This window comes from Kineococcus deserti (genome assembly GCF_050871945.1).
Classification (GTDB): domain Bacteria; phylum Actinomycetota; class Actinomycetes; order Actinomycetales; family Kineococcaceae; genus Kineococcus.
Genome location: NZ_JBJLSI010000004.1, coordinates 14,073 through 33,721 on the forward strand (window position 1 = coordinate 14,073; position 19,649 = coordinate 33,721).

General features: G+C 73.4%; 17 protein-coding genes. 3 read left to right on the forward strand and 14 right to left on the reverse strand.

The features are described from left to right. Window positions 1-1,224 carry an LGFP repeat-containing protein gene (locus ACRYR2_RS04465; protein WP_432561627.1) on the forward strand — a complete coding sequence of 408 codons (1,224 nt, stop codon included), beginning with the start codon at window positions 1-3 and terminating at the stop codon, window positions 1,222-1,224. A 45-nt stretch (window positions 1,225-1,269) separates the two neighbouring features. Continuing rightward, complete coding sequence (locus ACRYR2_RS04470; RefSeq protein WP_432561628.1) at window positions 1,270-3,249, forward strand: SpoIID/LytB domain-containing protein; 1,980 nt, start codon at window positions 1,270-1,272, stop codon at window positions 3,247-3,249. A gap of 15 nt (window positions 3,250-3,264) precedes the next feature. On the opposite strand, the gene ACRYR2_RS04475 is transcribed toward ACRYR2_RS04470, so the two are convergent. Continuing rightward, a complete protein-coding gene (locus ACRYR2_RS04475) occupies window positions 3,265-3,450 on the reverse strand; it encodes a hypothetical protein (protein ID WP_432561629.1) in 186 nt (61 codons plus the stop codon). A 130-nt stretch (window positions 3,451-3,580) separates the two neighbouring features. On the opposite strand from ACRYR2_RS04475, the gene ACRYR2_RS04480 reads away from it, so the two are divergent. After that, window positions 3,581-3,955, forward strand: coding sequence for a DoxX family protein (locus ACRYR2_RS04480; RefSeq protein ID WP_432561630.1), 375 nt, complete (start codon window positions 3,581-3,583; stop codon window positions 3,953-3,955). Here ACRYR2_RS04480 and ACRYR2_RS04485 read toward each other — a convergent pair. The 13 genes from ACRYR2_RS04485 to ACRYR2_RS04545 form a co-directional block, all read right to left on the reverse strand. Then, the gene (locus ACRYR2_RS04485) at window positions 3,920-4,972 is read right to left on the reverse strand and encodes a glycosyltransferase family 87 protein (protein WP_432561631.1); all 1,053 of its coding nucleotides are present in this window, start codon (window positions 4,970-4,972) and stop codon (window positions 3,920-3,922) included. The two genes, ACRYR2_RS04480 and ACRYR2_RS04485, sit on opposite strands and share 36 nt — an antisense overlap. A gap of 35 nt (window positions 4,973-5,007) precedes the next feature. Next, window positions 5,008-5,430: a GtrA family protein gene (locus ACRYR2_RS04490; protein WP_432561632.1), complete on the reverse strand. Its 423-nt coding sequence runs from the start codon at window positions 5,428-5,430 to the stop codon at window positions 5,008-5,010. Window positions 5,431-5,438: 8 nt separating this feature from the next. Continuing rightward, a complete protein-coding gene (locus tag ACRYR2_RS04495; protein ID WP_432561633.1) occupies window positions 5,439-6,329 on the reverse strand; it encodes a decaprenyl-phosphate phosphoribosyltransferase in 891 nt (296 codons plus the stop codon). Next, the gene (locus ACRYR2_RS04500; RefSeq protein ID WP_432561634.1) at window positions 6,326-6,844 is read right to left on the reverse strand and encodes a phosphatase PAP2 family protein; all 519 of its coding nucleotides are present in this window, start codon (window positions 6,842-6,844) and stop codon (window positions 6,326-6,328) included. Before ACRYR2_RS04500 ends, ACRYR2_RS04495 begins: the two co-directional genes overlap by 4 nt. Next, the gene (locus tag ACRYR2_RS04505) at window positions 6,841-8,394 is read right to left on the reverse strand and encodes a hypothetical protein (RefSeq protein ID WP_432561635.1); all 1,554 of its coding nucleotides are present in this window, start codon (window positions 8,392-8,394) and stop codon (window positions 6,841-6,843) included. Before ACRYR2_RS04505 ends, ACRYR2_RS04500 begins: the two co-directional genes overlap by 4 nt. A gap of 5 nt (window positions 8,395-8,399) precedes the next feature. Then, window positions 8,400-9,179, reverse strand: a complete 780-nt coding sequence (locus ACRYR2_RS04510; RefSeq protein WP_432561636.1) for an ABC transporter ATP-binding protein — start codon at window positions 9,177-9,179, stop codon at window positions 8,400-8,402. Continuing rightward, entirely contained in the window at window positions 9,179-10,072 is an 894-nt protein-coding gene (locus ACRYR2_RS04515; protein ID WP_432561819.1) for an ABC transporter permease, read from the reverse strand. Before ACRYR2_RS04515 ends, ACRYR2_RS04510 begins: the two co-directional genes overlap by 1 nt. Further along, on the reverse strand, window positions 10,069-12,090 hold the full coding sequence (locus ACRYR2_RS04520; RefSeq protein ID WP_432561637.1) for a glycosyltransferase: 2,022 nt from the start codon (window positions 12,088-12,090) through the stop codon (window positions 10,069-10,071). The genes ACRYR2_RS04515 and ACRYR2_RS04520 overlap by 4 nt, the downstream gene beginning before the upstream one ends. Further along, on the reverse strand, window positions 12,087-13,274 hold the full coding sequence (gene glf, locus ACRYR2_RS04525; RefSeq protein WP_432561638.1) for a UDP-galactopyranose mutase: 1,188 nt from the start codon (window positions 13,272-13,274) through the stop codon (window positions 12,087-12,089). The genes ACRYR2_RS04520 and glf overlap by 4 nt, the downstream gene beginning before the upstream one ends. A gap of 103 nt (window positions 13,275-13,377) precedes the next feature. After that, the gene (locus ACRYR2_RS04530; RefSeq protein WP_432561639.1) at window positions 13,378-14,577 is read right to left on the reverse strand and encodes an acyltransferase family protein; all 1,200 of its coding nucleotides are present in this window, start codon (window positions 14,575-14,577) and stop codon (window positions 13,378-13,380) included. Further along, window positions 14,574-16,466, reverse strand: coding sequence for a glycosyltransferase (locus ACRYR2_RS04535; protein ID WP_432561640.1), 1,893 nt, complete (start codon window positions 16,464-16,466; stop codon window positions 14,574-14,576). The genes ACRYR2_RS04530 and ACRYR2_RS04535 overlap by 4 nt, the downstream gene beginning before the upstream one ends. Further along, on the reverse strand, window positions 16,463-18,487 hold the full coding sequence (locus ACRYR2_RS04540) for a DUF6541 family protein (protein ID WP_432561641.1): 2,025 nt from the start codon (window positions 18,485-18,487) through the stop codon (window positions 16,463-16,465). Before ACRYR2_RS04540 ends, ACRYR2_RS04535 begins: the two co-directional genes overlap by 4 nt. After that, window positions 18,484-19,614 carry a glycosyltransferase family 4 protein gene (locus ACRYR2_RS04545; protein WP_432561642.1) on the reverse strand — a complete coding sequence of 377 codons (1,131 nt, stop codon included), beginning with the start codon at window positions 19,612-19,614 and terminating at the stop codon, window positions 18,484-18,486. The genes ACRYR2_RS04540 and ACRYR2_RS04545 overlap by 4 nt, the downstream gene beginning before the upstream one ends. Window positions 19,615-19,649 lie beyond the last annotated feature (35 nt).

Genomic DNA, 19,649 nt, shown 5'->3' on the forward strand with positions numbered 1-19,649 from the left:
GTGACCCGGCTGCGCAGGCTCGTCGTCGCGGTCCTCGCGGGAACCCTGCTGGCCGGGGCCCAGACCGCGGCCGCGGCCCAGACCGCGGCCGCGGCCCCCCGCACCCCGGGGGGCCTGCCGGCCGCGGTCGACGCGTTCCCGTCCCGCTACCAGGCGCCGACGGCTTGCGCCGCACCGCAACCGGGCACCCTCGCCGTCGCGCAGCTGATCCGCGACGCCTACGGCCGGCAGACCACTAGCACCGCCCGCGCCTGCCCGGCGGGCGGGATCCCCACCTCCGAGCACTCCGAGGGCCGGGCCGTGGACTGGATGCTGCGGGCGTCCGACCCGGCGCAGGCGGCGCTGGCCCACGAGTTCCTGACCTGGCTGCTGGCCACCGACGAACGCGGCGAGGTCGCCGCGAACGCCCGCCGCCTCGGCATCATGTACGTCATCTGGAACCGGCAGGTCTGGAAGGCGTACAACCCCACCGCCGGCTGGCAGCCGTACACCGGTGCCGACCCGCACACCGACCACGTCCACCTGTCCCTGACGTTCTCCGGCGCGGCGCGTGAGACGTCCTGGTGGACCGGGACGGCCGACCCGCTGATCGGGCACTGGACCGCCCTGGGCGGCGACCGGTCGGTCCTGGGTCGCGACACCGGCGCACGGCGGACGACCTCGGCCGGCGGGATCGCCCGCAAGGACTTCGCCGCCGGCTCGGTCTACTCCTCCCCCACCACTCCGGTGCGCGAGGTGCACGGTGCGATCGGCAGGCGGTTCCTCGGCCTGGGCGGAACTGCCGCGCTCGGCGTACCCCTGACCGACGAGACGCGGACCCCGTCGCGGGCCGGCGCGTTCAACCACTTCCAGGGCGGGTCGATCTACTGGTCCCCGGCCACCGGCGCCTTCGAGGTGCGCGGCGCGGTCCGCGACCGCTGGGCGGCCCTGGGCTGGGAGAACGGTCTGGGGTTCCCCACCACCGGCGATCAGCGCACGCCCCGCGGAACCGGGAACTACACTCACTTCCAGGGTGGATCGGTGTACTGGTCCCCGGCGACCGGGGCCCACGCCGTGCGCGGCGCGCTGCGCGACACCTGGGCCGCCTCGGGGTGGGAGAACGGCCCGCTGGGTTTCCCGACCGGTGACGAGCACCCCGTCCCGGGAGGGCTGCGCATCGAGTTCCAGGGTGGCTCCATCACCTGGGACGCCGCGCGCCGCACCACCGCGATCTCTCGCGGCTGATCGACGAGAACAGAACAGCAGTCGGCGGAGTCCACGGAGGAACCAGTGAAGCGCAAGAAGTTGTCCCGACTCCTCGCCACGGGGCTGGCCACCGGCACCGTGGTCGCGGCCCTGACCGCGCTGCCCGCGCAGGCCGTCGAGGTGCGCCCCGCGGTGGGCGGTTCCTTCGCGATCACCGGGCACGGGTACGGGCACGGCATCGGCATGTCGCAGTGGGGCGCGCAGTCACGCGCCGTGGCCGGGCAGTCCTACCGGGACATCCTGGGCTTCTACTACCCCGGCACCGAGGTCGCCTCGCGCGAGAACCGCACGCTGCGCGTGGGACTGACCGCGTTCGCGAACGCGGCGGTGGCCGTCTACGCCCCCGGCCAGGGCCAGCTGACGCTCAGCAGCAGCGGGCAGCGGATCGGCGCCGGCCAGCGACTGGTCGTCGCACCCGACGGGTCGGGGCTGCGCGGGTTCGTCGACGGCGGCTGGAGCGAGAACTGGGGCGGCACCGTCACGATCAGCGGACCCCAGGGCGTCCTGCTGCAGAAGGGGGACGGCAGTTTCGTCCGCTACGACGGCACCATCCGCATCGTCACCGGCAGCAAGCTGACGGTCGTCAACGACGTGCCCATGGAGACCTACCTGCGGGGTGTCGTGCCCGCCGAGTCCCCGGCGTCGTGGAACGCCGAGGCGCTCAAGGCGCAGGCCGTCGCCGCCCGCAGCTACGCGCTGGCGGTGCTCAACCCGCAGACGCAGACCGACATCTGCGACACCACCGCCTGCCAGGTGTACCGCGGCGCGGAGACCCGCGACCAGAACGGCACCACGACCTGGACGACCCCGGCCTCGACGAACAACGCGATCGCCGCGACCGCCGGCGAGGTCCGCGCCTACGGCGGCCAGGTCGCGTTCACCCAGTTCTCCTCCTCCAACGGCGGCTGGACCGTCGCGGGGTCCAAGCCCTACCTCGTCGCCAAGGAGGACCCGTTCTCCGGCCCGGGCCGCACCGCCCCCGGGGACAGCGTCGCCGCCTGGAACGCCACCGTCCCCGCGGCGAAGTTCGACGCCGGCTGCGCCCCCGGCGGCACCGCCACCGGCATCGTGATCAAGGGCCGCGACGGCCGCGGCGACTACGGCGGCCGGGTCAGGACCGCCAGCCTGCTGTGCACCAACGGGTCGGTGGAGGTGACCGGCACGAAGCTGCGCCAGCTCGGCGGGCTGCGGTCGGACTACTTCTCGATCGTCTCCGCCGTGCAGTCGCGGTACCAGGCCCTCGGCGGCGCGGGCGGATCGATGGGCCCGGCCGTGAGCGGTGAGGCGGCCACCCCCAACGGGCTGGGTGCCTACCAGCACTTCGCCGGCGGTTCGATCTACGCCTCGGCGGCCGGAGCCCACGAGGTGCGCGGTGCGATCCGCAGCGAGTGGGCGCGCCTGGGCTGGGAGACCGGCCTCGGCTTCCCCACCACCGGTGACACCCGCACCCCGAACGGCGTCGGCTACTACAACCACTTCCAGGGCGGGTCGGTCTACTGGTCGCCGGGGACCGGCGCCCACGCCGTCGGCGGCGCCATCCGGGACCGGTGGGCGGGCCTGGGCTGGGAGACCGGGCTGGGCTTCCCGACCTCCTCGGACGCGCGGACCCCGAACGGCCTGGGCTGGTACACCCACTTCCAGGGCGGCTCGATCTACTGGACCGCCTTCACCGGCGCCCACGAGGTGCGCGGGTCGATCCTGCAGAAGTGGGCCTCGCTGGGCTGGGAGAACGGCCTGGGGTTCCCGACCACCGGTGACCGCGCCCTGCCCGGCGGCCGCTGGTTCACCGCCTTCCAGGGCGGCTCGATCTACTACGGCCCGACGACCGGCACCCACGCCGTCCGCGGCGCCGTCCTGGACGCCTGGGCCGGGCAGGGCTGGGAGAACGGCCCGCTGGGGATGCCCACGGGCGACGAGGTGTGGTCCGGTTCGACGATGTCGCAGACGTTCCAGGGCGGGACGCTGAGCTTCGACGCGGTGACGAAGCGGGTCACCCGCAGCTGAGGCGCCGGGCGGGCCTCACACGTCGGGCCCGGCGTCGGCGTCGGCGTCGGGCTCGGCGTCGGGCTCGGCGTCGGGTTCGGCCGCGAGGCCGGCGGTGCCCGCCTCCGCGTCGGCGGCGGTCAGCGGCTCACCCTCGGGTGGGGTGACCCGCTCGACGGCCGCGGCGGCAGGAGCCTGGGAGAAGTCGGGAACCGAGCTCATGGCCCCAGCCTCGCAGCGGGGCCTGTCGGGGGCGAGTCCGGGCGTGGCCCGCAGCGATGAGTCCGCGCGGTCCCCGAGGTCGACCCCGACGACGGCCGACCGGCCGCCGGACGCGACCCCGGAGGTCCCCGTGAGAACCAAGCGTGTCGTCGGGTGGGTGCTGCGCCTCGCGCTCGCCCTGGTGTTCCTCGCCGCAGGTGCGAGCAAGCTGGCGGGCGAGGCCTCGCAGGTCACCCTGTTCGCCGACATCGGCGCCGGGCAGTGGATGCGCCACCTCGTCGGCGTCTGCGAGGTCGCCGGCGCGGTGGGTCTGCTGGTCCCCCGCCTGCACCGCGCCGCGGCGGCGGGCCTGGCGCTGGTGATGCTCGGGGCGACCCTCGTCAACGTCGTCGTCCTGGGCTACGACCCGGCCCTGACGATCGGCCTGTTCGTCGCCGCGGTCGCCGTGCTGTGGCTGACCCAGCCCGTCTCAGACCGCGACCCGCTCGTCGCGGCGGACCGGTGAGACCAGCAGCACCACGAGCACCAGCAGCGACAGCGGCCGCGTCTGCGCCAGCACCGGGCCCCACTGCAGCACCGGCAGCGACCACGGCACCCCGGCCAGCACCACGAGGACGGGGAACCGGCGCAACCCCAGCAGCACCACGACGGCCAGCGGCGCGGCCAGCGCGTGGTGCGACCACGTCACCGGCGAGACCAGGCACGTCACGAGTGAGACCAGCAGGCCGAACCGCACCCGGTCCACGCGGTCGAGCCAGTCGCAGCGCCGGGCGAACCAGAGCACCAGCCCCACCAGCGCGACGGCCAGGACCACGGCGGGCCACGTCGGCAGCCCGGCGTGCGCGAACGCCCCGGCCAGGGAGTTGTTCGTCGTCGTCCCGGGCGCGGCGACCCGCGCGGAGTCCCACAGCAGCTCACCGAAGTACGACACCGCCGAGCGCGGAGCCAGGAGCACGCCGAGCACCGTGGCCACCGCGCCGACGACGGCCACGGCCACCGCGAACCACCACCGCGCCCGCCGGTTCACCACCGCGGCGACGACCAGCGCGGGCGTCACCTTCACGGCCCCCGACAACCCCGCCAGGACCGCTCCCCCCCGACCGCCGTACAGGCAGCCGACGACGAGGCCCACGACGACGAGCGGGCTGATCTGCCCGAGCACGAGGGCCTCGCGGAACGGGTCGCTCACCAGCACGTACGCGGTTCCCAGCCCCACCAGCAGACCCGCGCCGACCGAGCGGAACACCTTCCAGCACGCCCACACCGCGACCGCCACGAGGACGGCGTCCCAGACCACCAGGTCCACCGGGGCGGGCAGCAGCAGCAACGGCACGAACAGCACGGCCGCGAAGGGCGGGTAGACGAACCAGTGCCCGCGGTAGGTCTCGCGCAGGTACAGGTCGCGGCCGGCGAGCAGGTCGCGCGCGCCGTCGCGGTAGACGGCCAGGTCGTAGCCGGGTTGCCAGGACTGCTGGCCCCACCCGCTCAGCACCAGTCCCACCGACAGCAGGACCCCCAGCACGAGGGGGACCTGGAGGCGGGGACTACGCACGGGTTCTACGCACGGCTCTCCGCGCGGTCCGGGAAGACGAACGTGCGGAACGTGTAGAAGCGGAACACCATCGCGATCGCCATCCCGACGACGTTGCCGGAGACGTTGTCCACCAGCGGTGAGGTCCAGCCGAACCCGTAGTGGGTGATCGCCAGGCACAGCAGCTGCAGGCCCGCGGCCAGGGCGCTGAAGAGGAAGAACAGCGCGTACTCGCGTCCGGGGTGCTCGCTGCGCCGGTCGCGCCAGGTGTAGTACCGCGACCCCAGGAACGCGATGAAGATGGCGATGACGCTGGAGACGACCTTCGAGAGGGCCGAGCCGACGCCGGAGAACAGCAGCACGTTGAACACCAGCAGGTCGGCCAGGTACGCGATCCCGCCGGAGATGAGGAACCGGACGACCTCCCGGACCTTCTCGTGCTCCCTCACCGCGCGCATCACAGCCACACCGCCAGCAGCAGCGATCCGACCCAGAGCCCGGCCAGCGCCAGGAGCACCCGGTCGTGCAGCGCGATGTCCTCGGGTTCCTCGGCGTGGCCCTTGTCGACGTCGACGGCGTAGCGCAGGACGGCGAGCACGAACGGCACGATCGTCAGCGTCGCCAGGCTCGTCCCGGTCTGGGCGACCAGGACCTCCACGGCCCACAGCGCGTACGTGGTGACGACGACGGTCGCGGCCAGCGTCCAGACGAACCGCAGGTACGTCGTCGTGTACTTCTGCACGACGCGGCGCACCGGTTCGCCGGTGAGTTCACCGCGGCGCGCCTCGCCGTAGCGCTTGCCGGCGGCCATGAACAGCGACCCGAACGCCGTGGTCAGCAGGAACCACCCGGACAGCGGGATGTCGCCGGCCGTGCCGCCGGCCAGCATGCGCAGCAGGAAACCCGACGCGACGCAGGCCAGTTCGAGGACGGGTTCGTGCTTGAGCCCGAAGCAGTACGCGAGCTGGATCGCGAAGTAGACCGCGAGCACGACCCCGAGCATCGGCTGCCACCAGAACCCGACGGCCAGCCCGGCCAGCACCAGGACGACGGCCAGCACCACCGCGGTGCGCGCCGACAGCTCGCCCGCGGCGATGGGCCGGAACCGCTTGCGCGGGTGCGCGCGGTCGGCCTCGACGTCCTTGGCGTCGTTGACCAGGTACACCGAGCTGGAGACCAGGCAGAACAGGACGAACGCGACGCCGACCCCGGTGAGGGTGTCCAGCCCGACCTGCTCGCCCGCGGGGAACACCGGCGCCAGGACGAGGACGTTCTTGACCCACTGCCGCGGGCGCATGGCGCGCAACCACGCCGGCACCACCGACGTGGGGCGTTCCTGCGTGGTCACGCCCACCGCTCCGCCATCCCGCGCACGGCCACGGTGGTCGCCGCCCCGAGCAGCGCCCCGGCGGTCACGTCGGTCGGGTAGTGGACGCCCAGGACGAGCCGGGAGGCCATCATCGCCGGAACCAGCGGCCACGTGGGCACCGGCAGCAGCGGCGCGAAGGCGATGGCCGCGGCCGTCGTCGAGGTCGCGTGCGAACTCGGCATGCTCCACCGGCTCGGTGTGCCGACCCGGACCTGCACGTGGTGGTCCAGCGGGCGGTGCCGGCGGGCGATCCGCTTGAGCACCACCGAGGCGCCGTGCGCGGCGACGACGGCCGTGGTGGCGACGGCCCACTCGCGCCGGCGGCGGCGGTCCAGCGCGAAGCCGGCCGCGCCGATGCCGATCCAGGCCGCGGCGTGCTCGCCGGCGTGCGACAACCCGGTCGCGACCTCGACGGCCCCGGGGAAGCGGACACCGTTCTGCACGGTCCGCAGCAGGGACAGGTCCGCAGCCGCGACGGCGTCGAGAGCGCTCACAACCCACCTTCAGGTAGCAGGACGATGTCGGACACGGGCATGTCCCAGGTCGAGGAGACGGGCCACGTCGGCAGCCCCTGCGCCGCGGGCGGTGCGGTCCCGCGGTCGAAGCGGAACAGGTCGCCGGCGACGGGGACGGGTTCGGCGTCGCGGTCGCGGTGGGTGAAGTTGAACTCCAGCAGCCGCCGGCCCAGGGGCGACGCCTCGGCCTCGACCTCGTCGATCATCGGCTGCACCCGTGCGGGGTCGGCGAAGTAGTCCACGACGCAGTCGCAGACGAAGGCCAGGTGACCGATCTCGCCGGGCGAGGTGACGTGCTGCGGCCCGCCCCGGGCCTGCAGGATCGCGTCGACCTGCGTCGCGATCTCGGTGTACCGCGCCGGTTCGGCCCAGTTGGTCTGGATCGGGGCGATCGGCCACGGGGTGCCCGCGCGCAGGTCCGAGCCGACGCTGGCCACCACGAGCAGCGCCGCGGCCAGGCCCGCGCCCAGCCCCACCGGCCGCAGCTCGACGGTGCGGAACAACGCCCCGAGCGCGGCGGCCCCGGTGAACGTGGACAGCGCGATGAGCACCGCGTAGTACCAGTGGTAGGGCGGGACCCCCAGGACCGACAGCGCGACGTAGTGCGCGACGCCGGCCAGGCCGGTGACCAGCCAGGGCCAGTACCGCACGCCGGTGGGCTCGGAGGGGCGTTCGCGCCGGTCGTTCCAGCCCATCGCGGCCAGCACGCACCAGCCGAGGCCGCCGAGCACGACGGGCAGGAAGGCGAGCACCGCGACCAGCCCGTACACCTCGACGTACAGCTGGGCGCCGTTGCGGACGTCGAACTCCTCCCAGGCCGCCTGCAGCGTCTTGATGACGACGGTGTCCGGGACGGCGGAGCCGAGGAAGTACCAGCTCCACACCATCCACGGCAGCACGACCACCAGCGCCGCGGGGACCGCGAGGTGCACCCGGCGCAGGATCGCCGGGGTCAGCAGCGTCACCACCGCGATGACGACGCCGGCGTCCATCCGGGTCAGGAACACCGCCCCGGCGACGAGCCCGAACAGCACCGCCCGGCCGCGGACCGCGGTGAGCAGCAGCAGCGCGAGCAGCAGGACCAGGAACGCCGACTCCAGCCCGACCGAGCTCAGCAGCAGTGGGTTCACCCCGACGGCCACCGCGGCGGCCGGGCCCACCCACGCGGGCAGTCCGGTGCGCCGGGCCGCGGACGTCAGGGTCAGCGTCAGCCCGACGGCGACGAGGACGTGCAGGATCCCCAGGGCCAGCACGGGCCGGCGCACGACCGCGGTGACGCCGGACAGCACCAGCACCCACAGCGGGGAGGTCGCCGTGTTGGACTCGACGTCGGACAGCAGACCCCACGTGCCGTGCAGCGCGAGGTTCCGCGCGTAGGCCAGGGTGATGTAGGCGTCGTCGACCAGGGCCGTGCGCACGAGCAGGAACGTCGCCGCGGCGAGCACCCCGACGAGCGCCGCGGGCAGCAGGGCCCGCAGCCGGGACGCCGAGGGCCCGCTGGTTCGAGCGCGTTCGGCGACGGAGGCCATCGAGCTCACCCCTGCCCGCGCATCCGGGCCACGACCTCCACGGCGGTGTCGTCGGCCACGATCCGCCCCTGCTCCAGCAGCACGCCGCGCGTGCACAGCCCGGCGACCATGTCGAGGTCGTGGCTGACGATCACCAGCGTGCGGCCCTCGGCGCGCAGCTCCTCGATCCGCGCCAGGCACTTCTTCTGGAACGGCTCGTCACCGACGGACAGGATCTCGTCGATGAGGAAGACCTCGGGGTCGGTGTGCACGGCGACGGCGAACGCCAGCCGCAGGAACATCCCCGAGGAGTAGAACTTCACCTCGGTGTCGATGAAGCGCTCGATCTCGCTGAACGCGACGATCTCGTCGAAGCGGGCGGTGATCGTCGCCTCGTCCATGCCGAGGATCGCGCCGTTGAGGAAGACGTTCTCCCGGCCGGTCAGGTCGGGGTGGAACCCGGCGCCGACCTCGATGAGCCCGGCGATCCGGCCGCGCACGCCGATGGTGCCCTCGTCGGGGCGCATGACGCCGGAGATCAGCTTCAGCAGGGTCGACTTGCCCGAGCCGTTGAAGCCGAGCAGCGCCAGCGACTCACCCTGGTGGACGGTGAGGTCGATGCCGTGCAGCGCCCGGAAGTTGTCCGAGATCGGCTTGCGGCGGATCTTGGCCATCGCCAGCTCCTTGAGGGAGCGGTTGTGGCGCAGGGTGAAGTCCTTGACGAGGCCGTGGACCTCGATGGCGGTGGGGGCGCCGGGGACGGCGGCCCCCGGAACGCTCGATGTGTTGGAAGTCGTCACGCTCATCACAGCTCCTGGGCGAAACGGCCCTCGATGCGGCGGAAGACCGCCTGACCGGCGGCCAGCAGCACCAAGGCGATGAGCAGGCCCCACAGGCCCGACCACAGCAGGTGCGGCGGCAGTTCCGGTGGCACGGCGGCGGCCCGGACGTCCCCGGTCGGGTACCAGAAGGCCCAGTGGAACAGTTCCACGGCGGCCGTCACGGGGTTGAGCTGGTACAGCGTCATGAACCACGAGTCGGGGCCGCCGACGGCCTCGGCGACCCGGTGCCAGTCGTACAGCACCGGCGAGGTCCAGGTCACGACCATCAGCAGCAGGTCGACGATGTTCTCGAAGTCGCGGTACAGGACGTTGATCGCCCCGAACAGCAGCCCGAGCCCGACGGCGAGGACCGCCACGATGGCGAACCCGAGCAGCGCCCCGCCGATCTGCTGGGGCAGCGGTCGCCACCCCGTGGCGAGGCAGGCGATGAGCAGCACCACCAGCTGCGGCAGGAAGTGGATCGCCGCGACCCACCCCGAGGAGACCGCGAACAGCTCCCGGGGCAGGAAGATCTTCTTGATCAACGGCGCGTTGCCGACCACCGAGCGCGTCGCGTTGCCGAACGCCTCGGTGTAGAAGTTGATCACGACGATGCCGGAGAACAGGTACACCGCGAAGTTGGGGATGCTCTCGTTGAGCTTGAGGAACTCCCCCATCGCGAAGTAGAAGACGGCGAACTGCACGCCCGGCTTCACGTAGGACCACAGCAGGCCCATCACGGACCCGCGGTAGCGGACCCGCATCTCCTTGCGGACCAGGAGCTTGAGCAGGTACCGGTACCGGACGACGTCCAGCAGCCCCGAGCCGTGGCCCGGGGCCACCAGCGGGGCCGTCGCAGTGTCGGTGGTCACGGTCAGTTCTCCACCCGGGACTCAGCAGGGGGTTCGGACAGGTCGACGCCGAAGGTCTTGGCCCAGGCCTGCATCGACGTGATCTCCGGCAGCGACTTCTTGTACGCGGCGCGCAGCTGCGGCCACGACGTCAGCATCCGGCGGTGCAGGTCGGCCGACTCGGCCAGCAGCGCGCGGAACTTCTTCGGCTCGCGGCGGTACCAGACCGCGCCCTTGCCGTCGGCCATCGAGACCACGGCGCTGTCGTACAGCGACAGTTCCCACCACTTGCCCTCGCTGGCGGCCAGCGTGGCGTCGGGGCGCTGGGAGGACTCCGGCTTGGCCGGGCGCAGCTGGCGCAGCGCGGCCTGCGCCGCCCACGGCAGCAGCATCCCCTTGCGCGGGGCCTGCGGTTCCTTGCCCTTGTGCGCGGGCTTGCCGCGCTTGGGGGTCGGGAACGCGTCCGGCTCGGCCGCGACCTGCGCGTCCGGGTGCTGCGCGCGCAGCCCGCGGATGGCCGGCAACGTGCTGCCGAGCAGTTCGTGCAGGTGCCCCGGGCCCTTGAGCAGGTCGCTCAGCGCGCGGTTGCGCAGCGTCTGGGCGTAGTACTGCATCGAGATGAGGTGCTTGACGTCGGTGTAGCTGCTCTCGCGGAACAGCCGGCCACCGCGCTCGTACGGCGAGTACAGCAGCGCCACCAGGAAGCGGTTGCGCTCGTGGTAGTAGGCCTGCCAGTCGATCGTGTCGTCCTTGTCGTTCCACGACACGTGCCACACGCAGGCGCCGGGCAGCGACACCGTGGAGTAGCCGTGCTCCATGGCGCGCAGGCCGTACTCGGCGTCGTCCCACTTGATGAAGGCGGGCAGCGAGAGCCCGATCTCCTTGACGACCTCGGTGGGGATGAGGCACATCCACCAGCCGTTGTAGTCGGTGTCGACGCGGCGGTGCATCCACGGCGTCTGCCGCAGGTTCGAGGCCGCGAGGTTGTGGCCGTGGTACAGGCCGCGGGCCGGGCCCCAGAAGAACCGGTAGAGGTTGACCGACTCGCCCAGGGTGTGCAGGACCGACCGGTCGTACATGTCGAACATGTGCCCACCGACGAGGGTCGGCTTGCGGCAGGCGTCACCGAACTGCACGGCGCGCACGATGCCCTCGGGCTCGATGTTCACGTCGTCGTCCAGGAGCAGGACGTACTTGCTCTTGTCGGCGCGGACGGTCTCGAACATGCCGCGGGCGAAACCGCCCGAACCGCCCAGGTTCGGCTGCTCGATGATGCGCAGCTTGGCGCCCAGCGCGGCGGCGACCTCCTCGAAGCCGTCCTCCTCGCGGACCTTCTGGGTGCCCTGGTCGACGATGACGATCTCGTCGAGGACCTCGAGCACCGAGGCGTCCGCGGCCAGCGCGCCCAGGGTCTTGACGCAGTAGTCGGGCCGGTTGAACGTCGTGACGCCGATCGTCGCCTTCCCGGCGGGCTGGTCGGCGACGGGCGCGCTCCAGGCGGCCTCGACGAGGGTCAGCTCCTGCGAACCACCGGCGACGTCGATCCAGTACCAGCCGCCGTCGGCGAACGGCGCGAGGGTCAGTTCCTCGGACAGCCGCGCCTCGCCGTCCACGCGCCAGGACGTGACGCGCTGACGCGAGCCGCGGGCGTTGGACTTGAACAGCGTCACCGTGCCGAAGCCGGCGAAGGTGCCGTCGAAGCGGACCTTCTCGGCGCGCGTCCAGCGGCGCCAGTAGCTGGCCGGGAAGGCGTTGAAGTACGACCCCAGCGAGTAGCGCTTGCCGGCCGGGACGGTGAGGCTGCGCCGGTTCCCGGCCGCCTCGGTGTCGTGGTCCCCGCCACCGGTGTTGACGAACTCCATCGAGTCCGACTCCGCCGAGGCGTAGCCCTCGGACTGGGAGAAGTCGACGTACAGCGGCAGCACGTCGATGTCGGCGCGCGAGGGGAAGACGATGCGGTGGACCTCGCGCCACGCCCCGTCGTCCGGGGCCAGGCCCCGCGAGGCCTCCAGGTGCAGTTCGTTCCCGTGAGTCACCGTGGTCATGCGTCCACCCCACCGGCCACGAGGGCCGCGCCGTCCTTGAAGTGCGGAGTCAGCTTGTTGTCCACCATCGACAACGCCGCCCCGATCGCCATGTGCATGTCGAGGTACTTGTAGGTGCCCAGCCGGCCGCCGAACAGCACGCCCTTCTCCCGCGAGGCCAGGTCGCGGTAGGCCAGCAGCCTGGTGCGGTCCTCGGGCGTGTTCACCGGGTAGTACGGCTCGTCGCCGGCGACCGCGAAGCGGGAGAACTCCCGCATGATCACGGTCTTGTCCTTGGGGTAGTCCCGCTCGGGGTGGAAGTGCCGGAACTCGTGGATCCGGGTGTACGGCACGTCCTCGTCGGCGTAGTTCATGACCGGCGCGCCCTGGAAGTCGCCGATCGGCAGGACCTCCTGCTCGAAGTCGAGCGTGCGCCAGGACAGTTCGCCCTCGGCGTTGCCGAAGTACGTGTCCACCGGGCCGGTGTAGACGACCGGGACGTTCCCCACGACGTTCCCCTGGGAGACCTGCTGGTTCCCGTCGAAGAAGTCGGTCTCGAGACGGACCTCGATGCCGGGGTGGTCGGCCAGCCGCTCCAGCCACGCGGTGTACCCGTCGACGGGCAGACCCTCGTACGTGTCGTTGAAGTACCGGTTGTCGTAGTTGTAGCGCACCGGCAGGCGGGTGACCGTGGCGCCGGGCAGGTTCCTCGGGTCGGTCTGCCACTGCTTGGCGGTGTAGCCCTTGAAGAACGCCTCGTACAGCGGACGGCCGATCAGCGAGATCGCCTTGTCCTCGAAGTTCTCCGCCGCCGCGGTGTCGATCTCCCCGGCCTGCTCGGCCACGAGCGCGCGGGCCGCGTCCGGGCCCAGCGCCTTGCCGAAGTACTGGTTGATCGTGTGCAGGTTGACCGGCATCGAGTAGACGCCGCCCTGGTAGGTCGAGAACACGCGGTGCACGTACGGGGTGAACTTCGTGAACCGGTTGACGTGGTTCCACACGCGCTCGTTGGAGGTGTGGAACAGGTGCGCGCCGTAGCGGTGCACCTCGATGCCGGTCTCCGGCTCGGCCTCGGAGTAGGCGTTGCCGCCGATGTGGTCGCGGCGGTCGATGACCAGGACCTTCAGCCCGAGGTCCTCCGCGCACTGGCGCGCGACGGTGAGCCCGAAGAAGCCCGATCCGACGACGACGAGGTCTGCGTTCACTGCTGGGTCACCCTCGTTCGCTCCGTCTCACTGATCAGGTCTGGGGCAGCACTGTGCTCAGGCATGGTGGCGTCAGCGTAGCCGTCCCACGCGGCGAGCCCCGTCAACGACGCGGGGTGAGGCGCGCGCGGCCCACCGCGCGCAGTCGACGGCGGGCCGGTTCCTCCACGAACCTCCACAGGACCCACCCGAGACCGATCGCCACGATCGGCAGGTTGGGCACGAGGAAGCTCGTCCACGGCCCGCCCGGGGCGATCTGCGGGACCTCGCGCTGGAACGTCCAGAAGATCTCGTAGACGGGCACGTGCACGAGGTAGACGCTGTACGAGATCCGGCCCCCCAGCACGATCGCGGGCCGGGACAGGAAGGACGAGGGCCCCCGGTCGGTGAGCGCCAGCGCCCCGACCAGCAGCGGGAACAGGACCGCCACGACGGCGAACCGGTCGTAGGGGCGGCCGGCGGCCCAGCCGACGACGAGCACGGACTCCAGGACCAGGATCCAGGCGATGCGCGGCGCCCACACCGCGGCACGGGCGCCGGAGACGGGCCCGGCCTGCAGCTTGCGCACCGCCAGGCACACCAGCGCACCGGCGCCGAAGCAGGTGAAGATCCGCGACAGCCAGCTGTAGTCCCAGTAGATCTCCCCGGTCTGGTAGCTGCGCAGCGCGGCCGGCGCCATGAGCGCGACGGCCCCGGCCAGCAGCAGCCACCACGGCAGCCCCTTCAGCCGGTGCAGCACGAGCGCGAGCAGCGGGAAGGCGACGTAGGCGGCCATCTCGGCCGACACCGACCAGGTCGCCCCGACGAAGCTGGCCCCGTCGAAGTCGGGGCGGTGCCACAGCTGGACCAGCAGCAGCTGCTCGACCCAGGCCCACCAGCCCAGGTCCGGCTGGACGCCCTGGTAGGCGTAGAACGCCGGGTCGATGCTGCGCCGCCACAGCAGCCACCCGCCGAAGAGGACGACGACGACCGCGTACGCGGGCCAGACGCGGCAGATGCGGGCCCACCAGAAGTCCACCCAGGCGCGCAGCCGCGGCCGGCGGCCCATCTTCTCCACGTACGTCAGCGTGATGACGAAGCCGGAGATCACGTAGAACAGGTCGACCCCGAGGTGACCGGAGTCGACCACCGGGGTGAGGAAGGCCCGCACCCCGCCCCAGTCCGGCAGCGGGGTGAACTTCCAGTGGAACAGCAGCACCCACACCGCGGCGACGATGCGCAGGCCGGTGATGGAGCGGACCTCCGGCACGCGCGCGAGGGCCGTCGTGTCCGCGGGTGGTGTGGTGTCGGTGACGGCGGTCAACGCCCTGTCCCCCTAGCGATCAGCGCCCGGTAGGCGACGGTGCGGATCCGGGTGGGCACGAACCGGTACCCGCCGCGGACGACGACGTTGCGGGCGGCCTGGGCCGGTGAGGTGAAGCCCTCGCGGCGCAGGTGCCACTGCAGCCTCAGCTCCGAGCGGAACAACCGCAACCCTCCGCGCCGGGCGTAGGACCCCGCGTCGGGCGAGGCCCCCACCCGGTACTTCACGAGCGGTTCGGGCAGGTTCTCCACGCGGGCGCCGGCGGCGATCATCCGCGCGAACAGCCAGTAGTCCTCCATGAGGTCCAGGTCGCGGTACCCGCCGGCCGCGGCGACGGCCGAGCGGCGGTACACGACCGTGGGGTGGTTGAAGGGGTCGTGGAAGCGGGCGTACCGGGCGATCTCGGCCGCGCCCGTCGGCGGGACGCGCCGGCCCACGACGTCGTCCTCGTGCGCGCCGATCTCCAGCAGCCCCGCACCCACCAGGTCCGCGCCGGCGGCGATGACCGGCAGCTGGCGGGCGAACCGGTCGGGCAGGCTCACGTCGTCGGCGTCCATCCGCGCGACGACGTCGAACGTGCAGTGCCGCAGCCCCTCCTCCAGGGCGCAGGCCAGGCCGACGTTCTCGGGCAGTTCGTGGACCCGCACGCCCTCGAGGGCGTCCAGGGCGTCGAGGGCGCGTTGCAGGTCCGCGGGCACGGGCCCGTCGCGGACGACCAGCACCTCGTCCGGCCGCAGGTGCTGATCGGTCGTGACGCTGGCCACGGCCCGCCGCAGCTGCTCGACGTCGTCCCCGGCCCACACCGGCAGCAGCACCGAGAACCGCGGCACCTCCCCCGCGATCGAGGATCCGGTGCTCGAGGACTCAGCCCCGGCGATCGGGGATCCGGACCCCACGGCGCGGCCGGCGGCGGCCTCGACCGCGCGCACGTCCTCGGAGACCTCGCCCAGGCCGCGCAGCACGCTGGCGGTGGGCTCAGGACGGCCGAGGCCCTGCCGCAGCCCGCTGAGGAGCCCCTCGACCAGCACGTCCCGGCGCTGGGAGCGGGCCAGCGTGCGGGCCCAGCGGCGCACGGTGGCCCCGCCGTACAGGACGGTGTCGCGCGCGCCGAGCGGACGGGAGCGGGTGAAGGTCCACAGCTTGTTGCGGACCTCCAGGACGAACCGCTCCCCCGGGTCGGCGTCGGTGGAGCCGAAGACCTTCGTCCGGTGCTCGACGACGCTGGCCGGGCAGGAGACGCCGCGGCGGTGCCGCAGCAGCCGCGTCGTGTACTCGAAGTCGTCGTTCCACAGGAAGAACGCCGCCTCGGGCAGCCCGTCCTGCCGCACGGCGGCCGCGTCCAGCAGCAGCGCGACGAAGCTGGCCGAGCGGACCGGGACGCACCCGGCGCGGCGGGCCGCCGCGCGTTCGGCGGCGCTGACGCCGGGACGTTCGCGGGGAGTGTTCATGGGGTGCTCGCGCCCGTCGGTCCACACGACGCGGCTGGCGACGACGGCCGAGCCGGTGCTCCGCATCGCCGCCAGCGAGGCCTCGAGCGCCTCCGGACGCGGCACGGTGTCGTCGTCCATGAGCCAGACGGCGTCGGCGGCGTGCCGGTGCACCGCCCGGGCCAGCCCGGCGGCGAACCCGCCCGCACCACCGGTGTTGCGGGGCAGGACGACGAGGTCGACGGGCAGCTCGTGCACCTGCGCCCACCGCTGCACCGCCTCCGGCGAGCCGTCCGAGCTGGCGTTGTCGACGACGACGACCAGGTCGGGGCGGCGGGACTGCGCGGCGAGGGCGTCGAGACCGGCCAGGAGGAGGTCGCGACGGTCGTAGGCGACGACGACCACGACGACACGTTCGACCACCTGCTGCGGGGAGTGCACCGCCACAGGGTGCCAGGTCACGGCACGTCCACCTTCCACACACCGACGGTGCCGCTGGTGAACACCCTGGTCAGGCCGGGCACGGAGTCCAGGTCGACCAGACCCGGCGGGACCGCGTAGCCGGGGACGCCGAAGAACTGCGCGTCGGCCGGTTTGAGCGGCAGCCCGGGGGCGTCGGCGTCGACGACGACCCAGCCGACGTCCTCCTGCTCGACCAGGCGCGCGACCTCCGCGTCGGCCGGCAGGTCGCGGAAGCGGGCCAGCAGGGTGCGCAGGCCGGGCTGGGCGGGGCCGGGGACGGCCGTCGTGGCCAGGACCGGCACGCCCTCCAGGACGTAGGCGTAGGTGGAGCCGTCGTTGCCGGAGTTCAGGACGCGCTCGCCGTCGGTGACGTGGTCGGCGAGGTAGCGGGCCGCGGCGAGGTCGTCGGCGTCGACGCGCTGGTAGGTGGGGTCGGCGTACCGCTCGCGCAGCGCGGCGACCTCGGTGGGTCCGGACTCCACGGCCGCCCCCGCGAGGAGCACGAGCCCGAGGACGGTCGACACCACGGGCGCGGACCGGCGGCCGGCCAGGTCGGCGAGCCGCACGACCGCCACCCCGGCCAGCAGCCACGCCCACGCGCTGCCGTGCGCCACGATCCGGTAGTAGGAGTTCCAGGCGCTGTCCCACACCAGGTCCAGGACGAACCCGTGCACGTCGACGAGGTAGGCCGCGGCGACCGCGGACCAGACCAGCCAGGTCAGCGCGACGGCCCCGGCCCTGCGCCCGGCCAGCAGGGCGCCCAGGACGACGGCCACCGCCAGCCACCACTGCTCGTGGGTGGCCTCGGGGTCGATCCCGCCCTGCAGGGGCAGCGTGAGGACGCGGTGCAGGGCGTCCGGCCAGGACTGCGGCGGGACGTCCCGCGCGAACCGCGAGCTCGACCCGCCCCCGGTCGCCGCCGCCTGCGCCAGCGCGGCCCCCACCAGGCCCCCCGCCAGCAGCCCAGCCACCGTCAGCCCGGCGCACCACTTCCCCGCGGAAACAACAGTCTCCGTCCTCCGGACCCCCCGTTCGGCGACGGAGACTGTTGTTTCCGCGCGGGAGGGGAGCAGCGAGAGCAGGGCGGTGAACACCAGCCAGCCGGCGAACCCGCCGGCGACGGTGAGGACGGCGCTGGGGTGCACGGTGACCGCGCCCGCGCAGGCGAGCGCCAGGGCCGGCACGACCCCGGCGACGGCCCGGCCGGTCACGCGCGCGGGCGGCAGCAGCAGCGCGACGACGCCGGGGGCGAAGGCGATGGCGGCCGCGTTGGCCAGGGCGCCGGAGTCGTGGTGCATCGCCTGGACCGGCTGGTAGGCCAGCACCGAGGCGATCGCCGCCACGCCCCCGGCCGGCAGCCACGCCGGCGGCAGCGTGCGCGAGGCCAGGGCCAGCAGCCCGAGGGTCTGCACGACGGCGAGCACGACGACGCTGGTGGCGTTCAGCGCGCTGACCGCGTCGACCCCGCCGCTGCCGGCGACCAGCGCCGCCCACTGGTGCAACCCGTTGGGGTAGTAGACGGCCGGCTCGCCCGTGACGACGTCGAGGGCCTGCCCCCGCCACGGCGCCGCGTCACCGCTGCGCAGGATCCGCGCGACGACCAGGGTGTGGGTGATGGTGTCGTGCTCCTGGCTGGGGGTGGCCAGCGTCCCGGTCCCCCGCCGGAACAGGACGCACGCCGTGGCCGCGGCCGCCGCGACCAGCAGCCCCGCCGGCAGCAGCGGCCCCCGCGGCAGCTCCGGCCGCTCGGCGCGCCCCCGCACGAGCGCGGCGACGGCGGCCACTGCCGCGGTGACGGCCAGGACGAGCCACCAGCTGAACCGGGCGCCCGTCAGGCCGCTGACCGTCGCGGCGAGGGTGGACGCGCCGATCGTCGTCGCGGGCGCGGCGCCCAGCAGCAGCGGCACGCTGCGGATCCCCGCGGCGAGCAGGACGGCCCCACCCGGCACGAGCACCCACGCGACGGCCAGGGCGGTGGTCAGCGCGTCGCCGAGGGCCGTCCCGGCGGTGATGACCGTCACAGCAGTTCCAGCACCGCGTCGGCCGCCCGCCGGGCCGCGGCCGCCAGCGAGCCGTGCTCCAGGGCCCAGGCGCGCAGGCGCTCGCGGTCGTGCACCGTGGGCGCGGTCACCGACCGCAGCGCCTGCGCGACGGCGTGCGGGTCGTGCTCGACGACCCACCCCAGGTCGTGCCGGCGCACGAGCTGCGCACCGCTGCCGACCCCGGCGAACAGCACGGGTGTCCCGCACGCGGTCGCGGCGAAGATCTTCGTCGGCGACATGAGGTCGTAGCCGGTGCCCGGCACCAGCGAGGCGAGCGCCACGTCGGCGGAGGCGAGCAGTTCGGCGGCGCGCTCGGGCGGGACCGTGCCGGGCAGGTCCACGGTCGGCAGGTCGCGGGCCAGCTGCCGCAGCCGCGGCACGTCCACACCTCCCCCCACCATCGTCAGGTGGGCGTCGGGGCGCTCGCGGGCGAACTGCGCGAAGGCGCGGACGAACACCTCCGCCCCCTGCCACTCCGACATGGTCCCGCTGTAGACCACGCGCAGCCCGTGCGCGGCGAGCGGGGGGCCGGGCCGGAAGACGTCGACGTCGACCCCGTTGCCGACGACGCGGACGCGCTCGGCCGCGACCCCGCGCCCGATCACCTCCCGGGCCATGCCGTCGGTGACGGCCAGCACCCGCGCGGCCCCGCGCAGCGCGGTGGTCTCGGCGATCTCGACGGCCCGCAGCACGGGAACCGGTGCCCCGGCCGCGACCGCGCCCTGCGACCAGACGTCGGGCAGGTAGGAGACGTAGGGGATCCCCCGCAGCCGGGAGGTCAGCCGGGTGACGACGCCGGTGGTGGGCGGGGGTTCGTGCACGACGACGTCGGGCCGACGTCCGGTGAGCAGTCGCGCGGTGAGCGGGACGTCGAAGGAGAGGTAGGGCAGGTAGCCGCGGACGGTGCCGTCGGCGTCGCGGAGCACGGGGGCCCGGCGCGTGGCGACCCCTGGGTCTCCGGGACCGGCCGCGGGGTGGGAGGCGGTGAGGACCTCCACCTCGCAACCCCGCTCCACGAGGGCCTTCGCCAGCGCACGGAGGCGGAACGGCGCGGCCCCCACGTCGGGTGGGTAGGTCCGCGTCGCGATGCGGACCAGCGGCGACACGATCGGTGACCCTACCGACCGGGTCCGTGGTCACT

Excerpts from the sequence above, each read along its gene's own strand:
- ACRYR2_RS04520 (WP_432561637.1), bottom strand. The coding sequence starts at position 12,090 with ATGACCACGGTGACTCACGGGAACGAACTGCACCTGGAGGCCTCGCGG.
- ACRYR2_RS04505 (WP_432561635.1), bottom strand. The coding sequence starts at position 8,394 with ATGGCCTCCGTCGCCGAACGCGCTCGAACCAGCGGGCCCTCGGCGTCC.
- ACRYR2_RS04475 (WP_432561629.1), bottom strand. The coding sequence starts at position 3,450 with ATGAGCTCGGTTCCCGACTTCTCCCAGGCTCCTGCCGCCGCGGCCGTC.
- ACRYR2_RS04510 (WP_432561636.1), bottom strand. The coding sequence starts at position 9,179 with ATGAGCGTGACGACTTCCAACACATCGAGCGTTCCGGGGGCCGCCGTC.